Source organism: Pantoea sp. ACRSC, from assembly GCF_022346785.1.
In the GTDB taxonomy this organism is placed as follows: domain Bacteria; phylum Pseudomonadota; class Gammaproteobacteria; order Enterobacterales; family Enterobacteriaceae; genus Pantoea; species Pantoea alvi.
This window is the reverse complement of record NZ_JAKRNN010000003.1, coordinates 205324-224536: the sequence shown is the minus strand read 5'-3', so window position 1 is coordinate 224536 and position 19213 is coordinate 205324. Positions and strand designations below refer to the sequence as shown.

Sequence of the window (19213 nt, the reverse complement as noted above, 5' to 3'; positions counted from 1 at the left end):
TTCTCCTTACTGTTTCGCCAGCGGCTCGACAAAGCGGCTGGTTACGAAGTCGCTGTAGTCAGCATTCGCCTGCGGCACTTTGCCCTGCTCTTTCAGGAAGTGCGCCGTATCGACAATTGCTTTATTTACCGGCTTGCCCAGCTGTTCAATCTGCTGCTGCGCCGTGAGATAGGTATTGCCTTTCACCAGCTCCGGCACCTGCGCTTCCGGCACGCCGCTCAGGCGAGACAGCTTGCTCAGGTTAGCCGGCTGCTTCAGCCAGCCATCCGGGTTATCGATATAGGATTTCTGCGCCTCAAGGGCGCTGCGGGCGAAGGCGGTCACCACGTCAGGATGCGCTTTGGCAAAATCTTTGCGCACCACCCAGACGTCAAGCGTCGGCGAGCCCCACTGCCCGACCTGAGAGGAGTCCGTCAGCACTTTGCCCTCTTTCTCCAGCTGGTTGACGGCGGGCGCCCAGACGTAGGCGCCGTCGATATCACCGCGCTGCCAGGCGGCGATAATCGCGGGCGGCTGCAGGTTCACCAGCTGCACCTCGGTCGGCTTGATGCCCCAGTGCTTCAGCGCTGCCAGCAGGCTGTAGTGGGTAGTGGAAATAAAGGGCACGGCGATGCGCTTGCCAATAAGATCTTTCGGGCCGCTGATGCTTTTCTTCACCACCAGCGCCTCAGAGTTGCCGAGCTGGGAGGCCAGCAGGAACGCCTCGATGGGCAGCTGCTGCGTGGCGGCTACCGCCAGCGGGCTGGAGCCGATATTGCCGATCTGCACATCCCCCGACGCCAGCGCGCGCAGCACGCCTGCCCCGCTGTCAAACTTGCGCCAGTCAACGGTCGCGCCGCTCTCTTTGGCAAAGGTGTTATCCGCCTGCGCCACCTTGGCCGGCTCGGCGGAGGTCTGATACGCCACCGTCACGTTGACGGCCTGCGCCTGAAAAACCAGCAGCGAAAGCGCTGCGGCCAGAAGGGTTAAAGGTGTTTTTACTGCCATGATGTCGCACTCCGCCGGGGTCCTGTGATGGGCGCAGTGTCGCCAGCGACGATGATTTCATAAAGGAATTAAAAATTATTCTTAATAAACAGATGTTCTTAGATCATGATCGGCAAAGCTGATGCGAAATCTGGCATTAGATCCCCCATTATTCAGACAAAATGGCAGGCGCTCACATTGCCGCTGTGCTATTGATAGAGCTCTATTATTAACTGGTGTAAAAAGGGTTGCGGCAACATGTCCATCGAGAAGGTCGCGCTGCTGGCGGGCGTATCAAAAGCAACGGTCTCCCGCGTGCTTAACCAACATCCCGGGGTTAAAGCGGATACGCGCGATCGGGTGCTGGCGGCGATCTCCGCCAGCGAATATCAGCCTAATTTACTGGCGCGCCAGCTGCGTACCGCCCAGAGCAATATGCTGCTGGTGCTGATATCCGATATCACTAACCCCTTCTGCTCGCGCGTGGTGCAGGGCATCGAGGCGGAAGCGGAGGCGCAGGGCTACCATATACTTCTTTGCAACTCCGCCTCGCAGCTGCGGCGTGATTCCGCCTGGCTTGGGCTGCTGACCGGTAAAGTGGTGGATGGGGTGATCACCATGGATGCGGCGTCCGCGCTAAAGGATATCGCCGCCATTATCGGCGACGCGCCTGGGTGCAGTGTGCGGAATACGATCCCGCGATACCCGCCTCTTCCGTCGCTATCGATAACCGCGACGCGGCGCAGGAAACGGTGCGCTATCTGGCGGGCAAAGGCCGCCGCCGTATCGGGCTGGTAAACAGCGATATGCGCTACCTCTATTCGCATCAGCGTGAGGCGGGCTATCGCGCAGGGCTGGAGGCGCTGGCGCTGCCGTGGCACGGCGTCGCCTATGCCGAGGAGATTTCATGCGAAGCGGGCAGCCGGGCGCTGCGTCAGCTTTTGCAGCAGCCCGAACCGCCCGACGCGGTGCTGGCGGTCTCGGACGTGCTGGCGGTGGGCGTTATACACGCCGCGCTGGAAGCGGGTCTGCGCGTACCGGAAGATCTTGCGGTGGTGGGCTTTGACGGCATTCCCTTCACCAGCAGCCTGAATCCGCCGCTTACCACCGTCGAACAGCCGATGTATCAGCTTGGCGCGCGCAGCGTTCAGCTTTTGCTGCAGCGCATCCGCCGTCCGGCGTCGCCAGTAACCCATGAGGTGTTGCCGTGGAAGCGCGTCGAGCGCGCCTCCAGCTAGCTCAGCGCCAGATTAGCAGCACGCAGGCGGCGGTCAGCAGCCCCATCGCCAGGTTAAAGAGGGTCCAGGCGCGGCGGCTGCGCAGGATGCGGCCAATCAGCGCGCCAAAGCCGATCCAGATAACCCCCGCCACCAGGTTAACCAGAAACATGCCGAAGCTGATGGCCGTGACCGAGTGCAGGTAGGCGGAGCCGGCGAGGCTGAAGCTCGCAACCGCCCCCAGCGCCATCAGCCAGGCTTTTGGATTGATCAGCTGCAGCAGACCGCCCTGCCAGAACGGCATCGGTTTCGGCGGCGCGTCGCCGCTCTCCAGCTCTTCATAGGCGGCGGTGGCGATTTTCCACGCCAGCCAGAGCAGATAAAGACTGCCGGCGATTTTCAGGATAAGGTGCAGCGCGGGATAGAGCAGGATCAGGCCGCCAACGCCGAACGCCACCATCAGCAGCATCACCTGCATGCCGATCATAATGCCGATCATTAACGGCAGCGTGCGCCAGAAGCCGAAATTGGCGCCGGACGCGGTGAGTAACATATTATTAGGTCCTGGCGTGATAGCGGCCACCCAGAGAAAACCTAACATTGAGAAAAACAGGCTCAGTTCCATGAACGGGCGCTCCTTACCCCCAGATTCGCAACAAGCCTAACGAAGCTAACAGTGTGATATGGATCAGACAAGTACTGGCGATATGAATTTTACTCCTGACGCATCGACGAGCTTTATGCCGCCGCGCGCCCTGCGCAATCCCCATCTGCAGACGGTGCTGCCGCGGCTGGTGCGTCGCCGTCTGCTGCTGCGTCCGCACTGGCAGCGCCTCGACCTGCCGGACGGCGACTTTGTCGATCTCGCCTGGAGCGAAGATCCGCAGCAGGCGAGCCATAAGCCGCGCGTGGTGCTGTTTCACGGTCTGGAGGGCAACTTCCACAGCCCTTACGCTCACGGGCTGATGCACGCCTGTCAGCGCCACGGCTGGCTCGGCGTGGTGATGCATTTTCGCGGCTGCAGCGGCGAGCCGAATCGCCTGCATCGCATCTATCACTCCGGCGAAACCGAAGACGCCGCCTTTTTTCTGCGCTGGCTGAAAACGCGCTGGGGCGAGGCACCAACCGCCGCGGTAGGGGTGTCGCTCGGCGGTAATATGCTGGGCTGCCTGCTCGGCGCGCTGGGAGACGACGCGCCGCTCGACGCAGGGGTGATCGTTTCCGCGCCGCTGCTGCTGGAGCCGTGCAGCCTGAAGCTGGAACAGGGCTTCTCACGCTTTTATCAGCGCTATCTGCTCGACCAGCTGAAAAAGAACGCCGAGCGCAAGCTGCGCGCCTGGCCGGGCACGCTGCCGGTAGACCTGCCGCAGCTCAGGGCGCTGCGTCGCCTGCGCGACTTCGACGACGCCATTACCGCTCGCGCCCACGGCTTTCTTGACGCGGCCGACTATTACCGTCGCGCCAGCGCCATGCCGCTGCTGAAAAATGTGCGCAAGCCCTTGCTGATCATTCACGCGAAAGACGATCCTTTTATGACTGACGAGGTGATCCCGCAGGCGGAACAGCTCTCAGCCAGCACGACCTATCAACTCACGCCGCATGGCGGACACGTTGGCTTTGTCGGTGGCACGCTGCGTCAACCGCAGATGTGGCTCGAGCAGCGTGTGCCGCAGTGGCTTACACAGTGGCTCTCATCATGATTATTCCCTGGCAACAGCTCGATCCCGATACCCTTACCAACCTGATTGAAGCCTTTGTGCTGCGCGAAGGCACCGACTACGGCGAGCAGGAGCGCAGCCTGGCGCAAAAGGTGGCCGACGTGCGCCGCCAGCTGGAGCGCGGCGACGTGGTGCTGGTCTGGTCGGAACTGCATGAAACCATCAATATTATGCCACGCAGCGAATTTCGCGGCTGATGCGCCAACGCACTTTTCGTGTTAACAATGCTCATCGCCCGACTTCACAGGGAGCTTTTTTATGTCAGCACGACACCCGATTATTGCGGTAACCGGCTCAAGCGGCGCCGGCACCACCACCACCAGCCTGGCGTTTCGTAAAATTTTTCAGCAGCTCAATCTGCACGCCGCCGAGCTGGAGGGCGACAGCTTCCACCGCTATACGCGGCCAGAAATGGATATGGCGATCCGTAAGGCGCGCGATTTAGGACGCCATATCAGCTATTTCGGCCCGGAGGCCAACGACTTCGGCCTGCTGGAGCAGACCTTTACCGACTACGGCAACGCGGGCAAAGGGCAGTCGCGCAAATATCTGCACACCTACGACGAAGCCGTGCCCTGGAATCAGGTGCCCGGCACCTTTACGCCCTGGCAGCCGCTGCCGGAAAATACCGACGTGCTGTTTTATGAAGGGCTGCACGGCGGCGTGGTGACGCAGCAGCATAACGTGGCGGAGAAGGTCGACCTGCTGGTGGGCGTGGTGCCGATCGTTAACCTGGAGTGGATCCAGAAGCTGGTGCGCGACACCAGCGAGCGCGGCCACTCACGCGAGGCGGTGATGGACTCGGTGGTGCGCTCGATGGAGGATTACATCAACTTCATTACGCCGCAGTTTTCACGCACCCATATTAACTTCCAGCGCGTGCCGACCGTTGATACTTCAAACCCGTTTGCCGCGCGCGAAATTCCGTCGCTGGATGAGAGCTTCGTGGTCATTCACTTTCGCGGGCTGGAGAATATCGACTTCCCCTATCTGCTGGCGATGCTGCAGGGCTCGTTTATTTCGCATATGAATACGCTGGTGGTGCCGGGCGGCAAGATGGGTCTGGCGATGGAGCTGATTATGGCGCCGCTGGTGCAGCGGCTGATGGAAGGCAAGCAGATCGCCTGACCAGGTCTGGCGCGGTCGCGGGTAGCAAGGCCCGATCGCAAAGATGCAAAAAACGGCCTCCCTGCCAGCTCGCCCCGCGCGTATACGCCCCTCATCCTTGAGGGGCGCCCGTAAACGGGCCAACGCGTTGCGTTGTTCAAAAACGCTCCCGGCGTTTTTGTCCATGGCGCGGGACGCTTTGCTCTTCGGCCCTTGCCACCCGCTCCTTACGTACAGTGCGCTTTTTTACAGCGCGACCACTTCATAGCTATGGGTAATCTCAACGCCCTTGCCCAGCATCAACGCCACCGAACAATATTTTTCCGCCGAGAGATCTACCGCGCGCGCCACGGCTTTATCGCTCAGCGCCTTGCCGGTCACCACAAAATGCAGATTGATATGGGTAAACAGGCGCGGCGCCTCTTCACGACGCTCCGAGGTCAGTTTAACCTCACAGTCCACTACCTCGTTGCGGCCCTTCTGCAATATGGAAACCACATCGATGGCGCTACAGCCGCCCGTCGCCATCAGCACCATTTCCATTGGACTTGGCGCTTTATCGCCGGAGTTACCGTCCATCAGGATCTGATGCCCTGACGCCGACTCGCCGAGAAAGGTTAATCCTTCGATCCACTTCACTCTTGCCTGCATGTTTCCACCTCAAGAATAGCCCTTTTGCCGCCAGAGTACGCGTTCACCTGGCAAACAGCAATCCAGAGTAATCCCCCCTTTGCTGAAGCGAGACAACAGAAGACAGTCGGCAAAAGCTGTGCTACAAACAGTGCTGAAAATAGTTCGTTCTGTTAAGGACGAAGACGGGACACATCAAGCGCCTGGCGCAAAATAAGGCCCGAATAATCTCCTTTAGGGGAAACGCTTAAAGCTTTCATCGCCTTGCAGGGACAAGTTCCCCCCGCGTTTTGGGCACGATTACAACAGAGGATAATAGCGAATGGTTCTCGGCAAACCGCAAACAGACCCTACACTCGAATGGTTCCTGTCCCATTGCCATATTCACAAATATCCATCCAAAAGTACGCTGATTCATCAGGGTGAGAAGGCTGAAACCCTCTACTACATCGTGAAAGGTTCCGTTGCGGTGCTGATCAAAGATGAAGAGGGCAAAGAGATGATCCTCTCTTACCTGAATCAGGGTGATTTTATCGGCGAGCTTGGCCTGTTTGAAGAAGGCCAGGAGCGTAGCGCCTGGGTACGCGCGAAAACCGCGTGCGAAGTAGCGGAAATTTCCTACAAGAAATTCCGTCAGCTTATTCAGGTGAACCCGGATATTTTAATGCGTCTCTCTTCGCAGATGGCGCGCCGTCTGCAGGTTACCTCGGAAAAAGTGGGCAATTTAGCTTTCCTCGACGTGACCGGACGTATTGCACAAACCCTGCTTAACCTGGCGAAGCAGCCAGACGCCATGACGCATCCCGACGGCATGCAAATCAAAATTACTCGTCAGGAAATTGGCCAAATCGTTGGTTGCTCACGCGAAACCGTGGGCCGCATTTTGAAAATGTTGGAAGACCAGAACCTGATTTCCGCACACGGCAAAACCATTGTCGTTTACGGCACCCGCTGATTTCCTCTCACTCACGGCGTGATGTTACCGTCACGCCGTTACTGCCTGTAGTGAAGTGATGTGGCGTCGAATCATCTATCACCCCGAAGTTAACTATGCCCTGCGGCAGACGCTGGTGCTCTGCATTCCGGTGGCGCTCGGCTGGCTGTTCGGCGATCTGCAAAAAGGCCTGCTCTTCTCTCTTGTACCCGCCTGCTGCAACGTTGCGGGTCTGGATACGCCCCATAAGCGCTTCTTTAAGCGTCTGATCGTTGGCGGCTCGCTGTTCGCCCTCGGCAGCTTTCTGATCCAGCTGTTAACCCTGAAAGGCGTGCCGCTGCCTGTCGTGCTCTTTGCGCTGCCGCTGCTGCTGGGCGTCACCGGCGAAATCAGCCCGCTTCACGGCCGCCTGCTCTCCGGCACGCTGGTGGCGGCTATCTTTACCCTGAGCCTGATTGGCCGCATGCCGATCTACGTGCCGCCGCTGCTCTATATCGGCGGCACGCTCTGGTACGGGCTCTTTAACTGGTTCTGGTTCTGGCTGTGGAAAGAGCAGCCGATGCGCGAAACCCTGAGCCTGATCTACCGCGAACTGGCGGACTACTGCGACGCGAAATATACCCTGCTGACCCAGCTCACCGATCCGGAAAAAGCGCTGCCCCCGCTGCTGGCGCGCCAGCAGAAAGCGGTCGATCTGATCAACACCTGCTATCAGCAGATGCATATGCTCTCCGCCAGCCGCGACAACAGCCATAAGCGGCTGACGCGCGCGTTTCAGGTGGCGCTCGACCTGCAGGAGCATATCTCCGTCAGCCTGCACCAGCCGGAAGAGGTACAGAAGCTGGTGGAGCGCAGTCATGCGGAAGCGGTGATCCGCTGGAACGCCAAAATTATCTCGGCGCGGCTGCGCGCCCTGGCCGACGCCATCCTTTATCACCAGCTGCCGAGCCGTTTCGATATGGAGAAGCCGCTCGGCGCGCTGGAGAAGATCGCCCGTCAGCACCCCGATAATCCGGTAGGCCACTTCTGCTACTACCACTTCAGCCGCATCGCGCGCGTGCTGCGCACGCAAAAGCCGCTCTATCAGCGCGACCTGATGACCGACCGCCAGCGTCGCCTGCCGCTGCTGCCCGCGCTGCGCAGCTATCTGTCGCTGAAGTCCGCCGCGCTGCGCACCGCCGCGCGCTTCGCCGTGATGCTGATGTTCGGCAGCGCGCTGGCGATGCTGTTCGATATTCCCAAGCCCTACTGGATCCTGATGACCATTATGTTTGTCAGCCAGAACGGCTACAGCGCCACGCGGGTGCGCATCCAGCACCGGGCGCTGGGCACCTTCGCCGGCCTGGTAATCGCCGCCGCCTCGCTGCGCTTCGCGGTGCCGGAATCGCTGGTGCTGCTGTTTATGCTGGCGGTAACGCTGGTTAGCTATCTGGTAACGCGCAAATACTACGGCTGGTCGATGATCGGCTTTACCGTGACGGCGGTCTATTCGCTGCAGCTGCTGTCGCTGAACGGCGCGCAGTTTTTACTGCCGCGCCTGATGGACACGCTGATGGGCTGCCTGATCGCCTTCGGCGGCATGCTGTGGCTGTGGCCGCAGTGGCAAAGCGGACTGCTGCGTCAAAACGCCCACGACGCGCTGGAAGCCTATCAGGATGCGCTACGGATGCTGCTGGGGCCGGAGCAGGAGGCGAAGCAGCTGGCGTATCAGCGTATGCAGGTTAATCAGGCGCACAATGCGTTGTTCAACTCGCTCAATCAGGCGATGCAGGAGCCGGGCTTTAACGCGCAGTACCTGAAAGATATGCGCCTGTGGGTCACGCACAGCCAGTTTATCGTCGAACATATCAACGCCATGACGATCCTCGCCCGTGAGCACACCATGCTGACGTCGGATCTGGCGCAGCGCTATCTGCAGTCGTGCGAAATCGCGCTGCAACGCTGCCAGCAGCGGCTGGAGTATGACGGGCCGGGATCGCAGACCAACGTGATGGCGGGCGTGGAGAACCTGGATGAGGGGCCGACGACGATTCTGGAACAGCATGTGAAGCGCATTCTGGAGCACCTCAACGTTATGCATACCATCTCGTCACTGGCCTGGAGCCAGCGGCCGCACCACGGTCGCTGGCTGATAAGACATTTACGGAAAGGGTAATCAGGCCGACAGCGCGCGCTCTACCGCCCGGGCGAAGCGCGCCATGCCCTCTTCGATATCGGTGGGCTCAATTACCAGCGACGGCGCAAACCGGATCACGTCGGTGCCCGCCACCAGCACCATCAGCCCTTCCGCCGCCGCCGCGTTAAGAATGTCGCGCGCTTTACCGGCGTGCTGCGGCTTCAGCGCCGCGCCAATCAGCAGCCCTTTACCGCGAATATCTGAGAAAAGATCCCGCTTCGCGTCGAGCGCCTTCAGCGCCGCGACAAACTGCTCGCGCCGCGCCTGAACGCCTTCCAGCACCTCTGGCGTATTGATCACATCCAGCGCCGCTTCCGCGACCGCGCAGGCGAGCGGGTTACCGCCGTAGGTGGTGCCGTGTACCCCCGGCGACATGGTAGAGGCGATATCATGAGTCGTCAGCATGGCGCTGACCGGAAAGCCGCCGCCCAGGGCTTTGGCGGTGGTAAGAATATCTGGCGTCACGCCGTAGTGCTCATAGGCGAACAGCTTGCCGCTGCGCCCCATGCCGCTCTGCACCTCATCCAGCACCAGCAGCGCATTATGCTTATCGCACAGCGCGCGCAGCCCCTGCATAAACTCTGGCGTAGCGGGCATCACGCCGCCCTCGCCCTGAATCGGCTCGACCACGATGGCGCAGGTATGGTCGTCGATAACCGCTTTTACCGCGTCGAGATCGTTAAAGGGAACGTGCACAATATCCGCCGGTTTCGGCCCGAAGCCGTCGGAGTATTTCGGCTGGCCGCCGACGGAAACGGTAAACAGCGTGCGGCCGTGAAAGGCGTTGTGGAAGGCGATGATTTTGCTTTTAAACGGGCTGTGGCGCTGGCAGGCGTAGTAGCGCGCCAGCTTGAAAGCGGCCTCGTTCGCTTCCGCGCCGGAGTTGGCGAAGAAGACGCGATCGGCGAAGGTGGCGTCGATAAGCTTGCTGGCGAGGCGGAGCGCAGGCTCGTTGGTAAAGACGTTGCTCAGATGCCACAGGGTTTCGCCCTGGGTTTTCAGCGCCTCCACCAGCGCCGGATGACAGTGGCCCAGCGCCGTAACGGCGATGCCGCCGGAGAAGTCGATATACTCTCTGCCCTGCTGATCCCAGACGCGGCTGCCCTTGCCTTTGACCGGCACGAACTGCGCGGGTGCATAAACAGGCAAAATGACGTTATCGAACGTTTCCCGCGTTACCGCAATTTTCTCCGCTGCCATCGACGACCACCTTTGATTATTTATTAAGCCACAGTGAAATAATAGTCATAAAATATGCATAATAAATCAGTCAAAGGCAAACATAACTTCAGGATTCAAGAAAATTACGCAGCAGCTGGTGCCCCTGCTCGCTCAGAATGCTTTCCGGATGAAACTGCACGCCCTCCAGCGCCATCTCGCGGTGGCGAAAACCCATAATCTCATCCGGCTCGCCCTCTTTCAGGCTCCAGGCGGTCACTTCGAACTCGTCAGGCAATGAGTCCCACGCCACGATCAGAGAGTGGTAGCGCGTAACGGTCAGCGGATGGTTGAGGTTGCGGAACACGCCGCGCTGATTGTGGGCGATAGCGGAGGTTTTGCCGTGCATCGCCTGGCGGGCGCGCACTATCTTCGCGCCGTAGGCCTGGGCGATCGCCTGGTGACCCAGGCAGACGCCGAGCACGGGAATGCGCCCGGCGAAGTGGCGAATCGCCGCCATCGAAATGCCTGACTCGTCAGGGGTGCAGGGCCCCGGCGAAATCACCAGATGCGACAGCGGCAGCGCCGCCATCTCTTCCAGCGTGATGGCGTCGTTGCGAACTACGCGTACCTGCGCGCCAAGCTCGCAGAAGTACTGATAAAGATTCCAGGTAAAGGAGTCATAGTTGTCGATTAGCAGCAGCATAGTCCGTCCTGACTGAGAAAACCGCCGCTATTCTACGCCTTTTACAGGCTGGCGCGACTCACGATGCTGGCGAATACCGCCTCCAGCGGCGCCAGATCGCCATCCGCCCCCGCCTGGTTAGCCTCGTGCCACTGCGCCGGCTCGACGTTCTGCCACGCCAGGAAATAGCCGGCGTGCAGCGCCAGCTGCTCGAAGAAGATGCGCTGGGCGCGCCCGTTACCTTCACGGAACGGATGCAGCATCGCAATTTCGCAGTAGTAGTGCGCGATGCGCGCCACGAAATCCGTCTGCTCCAGGTTGCGCAGCCCCTCTTCCTCTTCCAGCGCGTCCATCAGCGTATTGCCCTCTTTTTCGATGTACTCGAAGTGGCAAAACGGCGTGTCGTCGCGCCAGATATCGATGGTGCGCAGCTCGCCCGCCCAGGCGTAGACATCCTGGAACAGCGTGCGGTGAATATGGCGCAGGAAAGGCAGACCAATGGTGGCCGGGCCCAGCTCCAGCGTGGCAAGGCGCGCGGCGCTGAACGCCAGCTCCGCCTTGCGCAGCTGGGCGGCGTCGTGGATATCCAGACGGTTTTTCAGCGCGTCGTCGTTCTGCCACAGATAGGGATCGCGGGCAACGCTGCTATTCGGCGCCATACTGCCTCCTCAGCGAATCGAGCCGCGCTTCGGCCGCGTCAGCCTGTTCATAAGCGCTGGCGGGCTCCGCCAGGGTTAAGCCGTCCAGCCGACAGCTCGCCTGATAGCTGGCGACGCGTCGCTGCTGCCAGAGCGTATTTTTCTGTTTCTCGGTGAGTTTGTTTGCCATGCCGCCTCCTGCTCAGGGTTGTCCACACTCTCGAAAGCTGAGTATAGGAGCAAATTTTTCCTTTGCCGGAGACGGACAAGGCGAGGCCGCCAGAGGATGGCGGCGCTACAGGTCAGGGCAGGACTTTGGCAGAAAGGATAACTACCGGTTTTACCGGCACATTTTGATAGGGGCCGACATCTTTGGTCGGCACCTGAGAAATTTTCTCGGCTACGTCCATGCCTTTCACAATTTTACCAAATACCGCGTAGCCGAAGTCGCGCTGGCCGTGGTCGAGGAAGGCGTTATCGGCGACATTAAGAAAGAACTGGCTGGTGGCGCTGTCTTTATCGGCGGTGCGCGCCATAGAGATGGTGCCGCGCAGGTTACGCAGACCGTTGTCCGCTTCATTCTTAATCGGCGCATTGGTCTGCTTCTGCTGCATATCGGTGGTGAAACCGCCGCCCTGCACCATAAAGCCCGGGATCACGCGATGGAAAATCGTGTTGTTGTAAAAACCGCTGTTAACGTAGTCGACGAAGTTCTTCACCGATACCGGCGCTTTTTGGTTATTCAGTTCGAGTTCAATATTACCGGCAGACGTGGTTAACAGGACGTGCGTATCGCCTTTGGCGGCCAGTGCCGAAGCGGAAACGGAGGAGAGCGCAAACAGGGCGATCGCCGCTGTAAGAGTACGTTTAAGCATGAATGAGTCCTTACCTTGGAGAGCAGCTTTTAACGAGACTGATTGTAAAGAGCATAAAATACAAGAGCCAGCGTTTTACCGTTATTTACGCACGGGTTGCTCAGGCCGCAAGAATGGCTCGCGCAAACGTTTTCGTGATGCAAATCACATTATGAATGAAATATGAAATCGGATTTTCAGTCTTTATTTATTAAGATCACAGTTCCGTTTACACTTTCTGACAGTTTTACGCCGCCCTCTCTGGTTTCCACAGGTTCACAACATGACAAATCGTAATCGTATCGGGCTTACCTGGATAAGCTTTTTCTCGTACGCGCTGACCGGCGCGCTGGTGATCGTCACCGGCATGGTCATGGGCGACATCGCGAAGGATTTCCAGCTGCCGATTGAAAGCATGGGAAATACCTTTACCTTCCTGAACGCCGGTATTCTGGTTTCGGTATTTCTGAACGCCTGGCTGATGGTCATCGTGCCGCTGAAGCGCCAGCTGATTTTCGGCTTTATTCTGATGGTGCTGGCGGTGCTGGGCCTGATGACCAGCCGCGATCTCTCTGTCTTCTCGCTCTGCATGTTCGTGCTGGGCGTGGTCAGCGGCATCACCATGTCGATCGGCACCTTCCTGATCACCCATCTGTATGAAGGCCGCCAGCGCGGCTCGCGCCTGCTGTTTACCGACTCCTTCTTCAGCATGGCCGGCACGCTCTTTCCGGTGCTGGCCGGTATCCTGCTGGCGCGCGCGCTGCCGTGGTACTGGGTCTATGTCTGCATCGGGATTATCTACGTTGCCATTTTCATCCTGACGCTGTGCGTCGAGTTCCCGGTGCTGCGCAAGCCGGAAAACAGCCCGACGGCGGAGAAAGAGAAATGGGGCGTTGGCGTGCTGTTTCTCTCGGTGGCCGCGCTCTGCTATATCCTCGGCCAGCTCGGCTTTATCTCCTGGGTGCCGGAGTATGCGACCAAGACCATGGGCATGGATATCGCCAGCGCAGGCCAGCTGGTCGGCAACTTCTGGACCGCCTATATGATCGGCATGTGGGTCTTCAGCTTCCTGCTGCGCTTCTTCGATCTGCAACGCATCCTGATGGTGCTGGCGGGTCTGGCGACGCTGCTGATGTACTGGTTCGTCAGCGCCACGGACGCCAGCATGCTGCGCTGGGTGATTATGATTCTGGGCTTTAGCTCCAGCGCCATCTACACCACCATTATTACGCTCGGCTCGCTGCAGACCAAAGTCGCCTCGCCCAAGCTGGTGAACTTTATTCTCACCTGCGGTACCGTCGGCACCATGCTGACCTTCGTGGTGACCAGCCCGATCGTGAAGCAGAGCGGCGTTCACGCTGCACTGCTGACGGCGAACGGTCTCTACGCCGTGGTGTTCGTGATGTGCGTGCTGCTGGGCTTTGTCACCCGACATCGCCAGCATGGCCACGTTATGCACTAATGCAACAGGGCGGCTCAGGCCGCCCTGTTCTTTTCCGCCTGCGAAAATGTGATCCAGCGCTTTTTTTCAGTAAATCGAACAACTTACAAAAAGTGCTTCAGAAACAGCAATATAACTCAAAATAGGTATACAGGAAGGCGCTTGATGTATATCAATATCAGCTAAAAACGGCGCGCTATTGTAGCCTCAATTCCCGCAATCTTGAGGCAAGCATGAGCAAGCACAATGTCGTCGTTATCGGTAACGGCATGGTTGGGCATCGCTTTATTGAGGAACTGATCGACAAAGCCGAACCCGATCGGTTTGCGTTAACCGTCTTCTGTGAAGAGCCCCGCGTCGCCTATGACCGCGTTCACCTTTCCGCTTACTTTTCTCACCATACCGCCGAAGAGCTCTCTCTGGTCCGCGAAGGCTATTACGAAAAACATCAGGTCAACCTGCTGCTGGGCGAGCGCGCCATCACCATCAATCGCGACGAGAAGCTGATCCACTCCAATACCGGCCGCGCGGTAAGTTACGACACGCTGATTTTCGCCACCGGCTCCTATCCCTGGGTCCCGCCGATAGCCGGCGCGGAAGGCGCAGACTGCTTCGTCTATCGCACCATCGAAGATCTTAACGCCATTGAGGCCTGCGCGCGCCGCAGCAAACGCGGCGCGGTAATCGGCGGCGGCCTGCTCGGCCTCGAAGCCGCCGGCGCGCTAAAAAACCTGGGCGTTGAAACCCACGTGATTGAGTTCGCGCCGGTGCTGATGGCGGAGCAGCTCGACGTTCAGGGCGGCGAGCTGCTGCGGCGAAAAATCGAAGAGATGGGCGTGCAGGTGCACACCAGCAAAAATACCCGCCAGATCGTGCATCACGCCGCGGGCGGCAAAACGCTGGAGTTCGCCGATGGCAGCACGCTGGACGTGGACTTTATCGTCTTCTCCACCGGCATTCGTCCGCAGGACAAGCTGGCGAAGCAGTGCGGCCTGGCGCTCGGCCAGCGCGGCGGTATCGCCGTAGACGACCGCTGCCGCACCAGCGATCCGGCGATCTACGCCATCGGCGAGTGCGCCGCCTGGCAGGATCGCGTGTTCGGCCTGGTGGCGCCGGGCTATAAAATGGCGCAGGTCGCAAGTGACGCCTTAACCGGCCGCGACAGCCTCTTCCAGGGCGCCGATATGAGCGCCAAACTCAAGCTGCTGGGCGTGGACGTCGGCGGCATTGGCGACGCGCGCGGCCGTACGCCGGGCGCGCGCAGCTACGTCTGGCTGGATGAAAGCCGCTCCATCTACAAACGCCTGGTCGTCAGCGCCGATGGCAAAACCCTGCTCGGCGCGGTGCTGGTGGGCGATACCAGCGACTACGGCAATCTGCTGCAGCTGGCGCTCAACGCTATCCCGCTGCCGGAAAACCCAGAGGGTCTGATCCTGCCCGCCGGCAGCGGTGAAAAACCGGTAATGGGCGTCGAGTCGCTGCCGGACAGCGCGCAGATCTGCTCCTGCTTCGACGTCAGCAAAGGGGATATCATCAAGGCGGTTCAGGCCGGCTGTCACACCGTCGCTGCGCTCAAGAGCGAAACGCGCGCCGGCACCGGCTGCGGCGGCTGCATTCCGCTGGTCACCCAGGTGCTGAACGCCGAGCTGAGCCGTCAGGGCATTGAGGTCAACAACCATCTCTGCGCCCACTTCCCCTACTCGCGTCAGGAGCTCTATCACCTGATCCGCGTCGAGGAGATTAAAACCTTCGACGCGCTGCTGGCGAAATATGGCACAGGCTACGGCTGCGAAGTCTGCAAACCTACAGTAGCGTCGCTGCTGGCGTCGTGCTGGAACGACTTTGTGCTGGCGCCGCAGCATACGCCGCTGCAGGACAGCAACGACCTCTTCCTGGGCAATATTCAGAAAGACGGTACCTACTCGGTGATCCCGCGCTCGCCCGGCGGTGAGATCACCCCGCAGGGTCTGAAGGTCATTGGCGAGGTCGCCGAACGCTACAGCCTCTACACCAAAATCACCGGCTCTCAGCGCATCGGCCTGTTCGGCGCGCAGAAAGACGATCTGCCCGCTATCTGGTCGCAGCTGATCGCTGCGGGCTTTGAAACCGGCCAGGCCTACGCCAAAGCGCTGCGCATGGCGAAAACCTGCGTCGGCAGCACATGGTGCCGCTACGGCGTCGGCGACAGCCTCGGCTTCGGCATTGCGCTGGAGAATCGCTATAAAGGCATCCGCACGCCGCATAAAATGAAGTTCGGCGTCTCCGGCTGCACGCGCGAATGCGCCGAGGCGCAGGGCAAGGATGTCGGCATTATCGCCACGGAAAAAGGCTGGAACCTCTACGTCTGCGGCAACGGCGGCATGAAGCCGCGCCATGCCGACCTGCTGGCGGCCGACCTCGATAGCGATACGCTCATCGCCTACCTTGACCGCTTTATGATGTTCTATATCCGCACCGGCGATCGGCTGCAGCGCACCTCGCTGTGGCTGGAGAGCCTGGAGGGCGGCATCGACTACCTGCGCAGCGTAATCGTTGACGACAAGCTGGGTATCAACGCCAGACTGGAGGCGGAGCTGAGCGAGATCCGCGCCCGCGTGCGCTGCGAGTGGAAAGAGGCGGTGGAGGATCCCACCGTGCAGACGCGCTTCGCCCACTTTATCAACGCGCCGCAGCGCGATCCCAACGTGCAGATGGTCGCCGAGCGCAGCCAGCATCGTCCGGCGCGGCCGGAGGAGCGCATCGCCGTTACCCTGATTGAGGAGAACGAAGTATGAGCCAGTGGACGCCCGTCTGCGATCTGCAGCAGATCCTGCCCGCTACCGGCGTATGCGCGCTGGTGAATAACCAGCAGATCGCCATTTTTCGGCCGTACGATAATAGCGAGCTGTTCGCCATCAGCAATATCGATCCCTTTGCCCAGGCGAGCGTGCTGTCGCGCGGCATTATCGCCGAGCATGAAAACTGCCTCTGGGTCGCCAGCCCGCTGAAGAAGCAGCGTTTTCGCCTCAGCGACGGCTACTGCATGGAGGACGCGTCGCGCTCAGTCGCCGCCTATCCGGTGCGGGTCAACGCGGGCAAGGTCGAGGTTTGCGCCTGACCCCCTTCTCGCCCTGATGCTATGCTACGCCGCCGACGCCCGCGCGTCGGCGGCCAGCCCTCTCTTCTCGCTTTCAGGATGCGCTATGGACTACTTTCCTCTTTTTTGTCGCCTGCAGGGCAAGCGCTGCTTGCTGGTGGGCGGCGGCGATGTCGCCGAACGCAAAGCGCGCCTGCTGCTGGCGGCCGGCGCCGATCTGCATGTCGGCGCACTGCACTTTTCCCCTGCGTTTCAGCAGTGGGCCGATAGCGGCGAGCTGACGCTGATCTCAGGCGCGTTCAACGACGCCTGGCTGGATGCGTGCTGGCTGGTGGTCGCCGCCACCGATGACGATACGGTGAATCAGCAGGTGGCGCAGGCCGCCGAAGCGCGCCGCATTTTCTGTAATCTGGTGGATGCGCCAGAGCAGGCCAGCGCGATTATGCCGTCGATTATCGACCGATCGCCGCTGATGGTGGCGGTCTCTTCCGGCGGACGCGCGCCGGTGCTGGCGCGTCTGCTGCGCGAAAAAATCGAGGCGATGCTGCCGCAGCATCTTGGCCAGCTGGCGTCGCTGGCGGGCACCCTGCGCGCGCGCGTTAAGCAGCGTTTCGCGTCGATGGCGCAGCGGCGCTTTTTCTGGGAGCGCTTTTTCACCAGCGATCGGCTGGCGCAGACGCTGGCCAACGGCGACGGCGCGCGCGCCGGGGAGCTGGTCGACGCGCTGTTCAGCGAGGCGCTGCCCGCTCAGGGCGAAGTGACGCTGGTGGGTGCCGGGCCGGGCGACGCGGGGCTGCTGACGCTGAAAGGGCTGCAGCAGATCCAGCAGGCGGACGTCATTGTCTATGACCGACTGGTCTCCGGGGAGATCCTGAATCTGGTGCGCCGCGACGCAGAGCGCATTTTCGTCGGCAAGCGCGCCGGACACCACTGTGTGCCGCAGGAGCAGATTAACCAGCTGCTGCTGGAGCAAGCGCAGCGCGGCAAACGCGTGGTGCGGCTGAAAGGCGGCGATCCCTTTATCTTTGGCCGCGGCGGCGAGGAGCTGGAGGCGCTGGCGCAGCACCATATTCCCTTTAGCGTGGTGCCGGGTGTCACGGCGGCGTCAGGCTGCTCAGCCTACAGCGGCATTCCGCTGACGCATCGCGATCATGCCCAGAGCGTGCGGCTGGTGACCGGCCATCTGCAGCAGAAGAACGCGCTGGAGTGGGAGAAGCTGGCCGCCGAGCAGCAGACGCTGGTGTTCTATATGGGGCTGTCGCAGGCGCCGCATATTCAGCAGCAGCTGATGCGTCACGGCATGCGCGCGGATATGCCGGTGGCGCTGATTGAGAACGGCACCAGCACGCGGCAGCGCGTGGTGACCGGCACGCTGGATCGGCTCAGCGAGCTGGCGCAGCAGGTAGAGAGCCCGTCGCTGATTATTATCGGCAGCGTGGTAGCGCTGCGCGATCGGCTGCGCTGGTTTTAGGCAGGACGCGGAAACGAATTTAAAACCTTTGAGCTGGCTGAAACAGGGCGCCAGCGCGGATGAGGTGGCTTTACTGCAGGATGAAAAAAGCGGGATAGCCTCCCGCTTTGACTTTTTGATCTAATCAGGGCGCGGCAACAAAGCCGATCGCTTCATACACCTTCTTCAGCGTCTCCTGCGCGCGCTCACGCGCTTTCTGCGCGCCGTCGCGCATAACCTGCTCCAGGAAAGCTTCGTCGTTGCGATAGCGATGGTAGCGCTCCTGCAGCTCGGTGAGCATGCCAGATACCGCGTCCGCTACCGCGCCTTTCAAGTGGCCATACATCTTGCCTTCAAACTCCGCTTCCAGCTCGGCGATAGTTTTGCCGGTGACGCCAGACAGGATATCGAGCAGGTTCGACACGCCCGCTTTCTCTTTTACGTCGTAACGCACTACCGGCGGCTCTTCGGAGTCGGTTACGGCGCGTTTAATTTTCTTCACCACCGACTTCGGATCTTCCAGCAGGCCGATGACGTTATTGCGGTTATCGTCCGATTTCGACATCTTGCGCGTCGGCTCCAGCAGCGACATCACGCGCGCGCCCGATTTTGGAATAAACGGCTCAGGCACGCGGAAAATATCACCGTAGAGGGCGTTGAAGCGCTGCGCGATATCGCGGCTCAGCTCAAGATGCTGCTTCTGATCTTCCCCTACCGGCACCTGATTGGTCTGGTACAGCAGAATATCCGCCGCCATCAGCACCGGATAATCAAACAGCCCCGCGTTGATGTTCTCTTCGTAGCGCGCCGACTTGTCCTTGAACTGCGTCATGCGGCTCAGCTCGCCGAAGTAGGCGTAACAGTTCAGCACCCAGCTCAGCTGCGCATGTTCCGGCACGTGCGACTGCACGAAAATGGTGCTCTTGCTGGGATCGATGCCGCAGGCGAGATAGAGCGCCAGCGTATCGAGCGTCGCCTTGCGCAGCGCCGCCGGATCCTGACGAACGGTGATCGCGTGCAGATCGACGATGCAGTAAATGCAGTGGAAATCGTCCTGCATCTGCACCCACTGACGCAGCGCACCCATATAGTTGCCAATGGTAAGTTCGCCGGACGGCTGTGCGCCGCTGAAAACAATGGGTTTGCTCATACTTGTGTCCTGA

At 60.2% G+C, this 19213-nt stretch carries 18 protein-coding genes and 1 pseudogene; 10 read left to right on the top strand and 9 right to left on the bottom strand.

Annotation, left to right across the window (positions count from 1 at the left end; genetic code table 11):
• Positions 1-6: 6 nt before the first annotated feature.
• On the bottom strand, positions 7-987 hold the full coding sequence (gene tauA, locus MHZ97_RS05800) for a taurine ABC transporter substrate-binding protein (protein WP_199187330.1): 981 nt from the start codon (positions 985-987) through the stop codon (positions 7-9).
• A 237-nt stretch (positions 988-1224) separates the two neighbouring features.
• Between tauA and MHZ97_RS05795 the strand changes: the two are divergent.
• Positions 1225-2204 (top strand): annotated as a pseudogene (locus tag MHZ97_RS05795) (LacI family DNA-binding transcriptional regulator).
• 1 nt (position 2205) lies between these two features.
• On the opposite strand, the gene MHZ97_RS05790 reads toward MHZ97_RS05795, so the two are convergent.
• Positions 2206-2808, bottom strand: a complete 603-nt coding sequence (locus tag MHZ97_RS05790) for a LysE family translocator (protein ID WP_103796373.1) — start codon at positions 2806-2808, stop codon at positions 2206-2208.
• A gap of 58 nt (positions 2809-2866) precedes the next feature.
• Between MHZ97_RS05790 and MHZ97_RS05785 the strand changes: the two genes are divergently transcribed.
• The 3 genes from MHZ97_RS05785 (at position 2867) to MHZ97_RS05775 (ending at position 5029) form a co-directional block, all read left to right on the top strand.
• Positions 2867-3883 (top strand): hydrolase, encoded by a 1017-nt coding sequence (locus tag MHZ97_RS05785; RefSeq protein ID WP_239314885.1) that lies wholly within the window; start codon positions 2867-2869, stop codon positions 3881-3883.
• Positions 3880-4098: a YheU family protein gene (locus MHZ97_RS05780; protein ID WP_033753035.1), complete on the top strand. Its 219-nt coding sequence runs from the start codon at positions 3880-3882 to the stop codon at positions 4096-4098. Before MHZ97_RS05785 ends, MHZ97_RS05780 begins: the two co-directional genes overlap by 4 nt.
• Positions 4099-4159: 61 nt before the next feature.
• Positions 4160-5029 (top strand): phosphoribulokinase, encoded by an 870-nt coding sequence (locus tag MHZ97_RS05775; RefSeq protein WP_103796371.1) that lies wholly within the window; start codon positions 4160-4162, stop codon positions 5027-5029.
• 225 nt (positions 5030-5254) lie between these two features.
• Here MHZ97_RS05775 and MHZ97_RS05770 read toward each other — a convergent pair whose 3' ends face one another.
• The gene (locus tag MHZ97_RS05770) at positions 5255-5659 is read right to left on the bottom strand and encodes an OsmC family protein (RefSeq protein WP_103796370.1); all 405 of its coding nucleotides are present in this window, start codon (positions 5657-5659) and stop codon (positions 5255-5257) included.
• Between the two features lie 301 nt (positions 5660-5960).
• On the opposite strand from MHZ97_RS05770, the gene crp reads away from it, so the two are divergent.
• Together crp and MHZ97_RS05760 are read left to right on the top strand one after the other, a co-directional pair.
• Positions 5961-6593 carry a cAMP-activated global transcriptional regulator CRP gene (gene crp / locus MHZ97_RS05765; RefSeq protein ID WP_000242758.1) on the top strand — a complete coding sequence of 211 codons (633 nt, stop codon included), beginning with the start codon at positions 5961-5963 and terminating at the stop codon, positions 6591-6593.
• A 58-nt stretch (positions 6594-6651) separates the two neighbouring features.
• Positions 6652-8727 (top strand): YccS/YhfK family putative transporter, encoded by a 2076-nt coding sequence (locus MHZ97_RS05760; protein ID WP_103796368.1) that lies wholly within the window; start codon positions 6652-6654, stop codon positions 8725-8727.
• Here MHZ97_RS05760 and MHZ97_RS05755 read toward each other — a convergent pair whose 3' ends face one another.
• The 5 genes from MHZ97_RS05755 to ppiA form a co-directional block, all read right to left on the bottom strand.
• Positions 8728-9948 (bottom strand): aspartate aminotransferase family protein, encoded by a 1221-nt coding sequence (locus MHZ97_RS05755; RefSeq protein ID WP_103796367.1) that lies wholly within the window; start codon positions 9946-9948, stop codon positions 8728-8730. It lies immediately after the preceding gene.
• A gap of 88 nt (positions 9949-10036) precedes the next feature.
• The gene (locus tag MHZ97_RS05750; RefSeq protein ID WP_239314886.1) at positions 10037-10612 is read right to left on the bottom strand and encodes an aminodeoxychorismate synthase component II; all 576 of its coding nucleotides are present in this window, start codon (positions 10610-10612) and stop codon (positions 10037-10039) included.
• Between the two features lie 41 nt (positions 10613-10653).
• Complete coding sequence (locus MHZ97_RS05745; protein WP_239314887.1) at positions 10654-11250, bottom strand: putative adenosine monophosphate-protein transferase Fic; 597 nt, start codon at positions 11248-11250, stop codon at positions 10654-10656.
• Positions 11237-11419: a YhfG family protein gene (locus MHZ97_RS05740; RefSeq protein ID WP_033753059.1), complete on the bottom strand. Its 183-nt coding sequence runs from the start codon at positions 11417-11419 to the stop codon at positions 11237-11239. The genes MHZ97_RS05745 and MHZ97_RS05740 overlap by 14 nt, the downstream gene beginning before the upstream one ends.
• Positions 11420-11531: 112 nt before the next feature.
• Entirely contained in the window at positions 11532-12104 is a 573-nt protein-coding gene (ppiA, locus tag MHZ97_RS05735; RefSeq protein WP_103796364.1) for a peptidylprolyl isomerase A, read from the bottom strand.
• A gap of 262 nt (positions 12105-12366) precedes the next feature.
• Between ppiA and tsgA the strand changes: the two genes are divergently transcribed.
• From tsgA to cysG, 4 genes are all read left to right on the top strand, one after another.
• The gene (gene tsgA, locus MHZ97_RS05730; protein WP_103796363.1) at positions 12367-13545 is read left to right on the top strand and encodes an MFS transporter TsgA; all 1179 of its coding nucleotides are present in this window, start codon (positions 12367-12369) and stop codon (positions 13543-13545) included.
• Positions 13546-13757: 212 nt separating this feature from the next.
• The gene (gene nirB / locus MHZ97_RS05725) at positions 13758-16298 is read left to right on the top strand and encodes a nitrite reductase large subunit NirB (RefSeq protein WP_103796362.1); all 2541 of its coding nucleotides are present in this window, start codon (positions 13758-13760) and stop codon (positions 16296-16298) included.
• Complete coding sequence (gene nirD / locus MHZ97_RS05720) at positions 16295-16621, top strand: nitrite reductase small subunit NirD (protein WP_103796361.1); 327 nt, start codon at positions 16295-16297, stop codon at positions 16619-16621. Before nirB ends, nirD begins: the two co-directional genes overlap by 4 nt.
• Positions 16622-16706: 85 nt before the next feature.
• On the top strand, positions 16707-18071 hold the full coding sequence (gene cysG, locus MHZ97_RS05715; protein WP_239314888.1) for a siroheme synthase CysG: 1365 nt from the start codon (positions 16707-16709) through the stop codon (positions 18069-18071).
• A gap of 124 nt (positions 18072-18195) precedes the next feature.
• Here the strand turns inward: cysG and trpS are convergent, their stop codons facing one another.
• Positions 18196-19200 (bottom strand): tryptophan--tRNA ligase, encoded by a 1005-nt coding sequence (gene trpS, locus MHZ97_RS05710; protein WP_103796359.1) that lies wholly within the window; start codon positions 19198-19200, stop codon positions 18196-18198.
• Between the last annotated feature and the right edge of the window lie 13 nt (positions 19201-19213).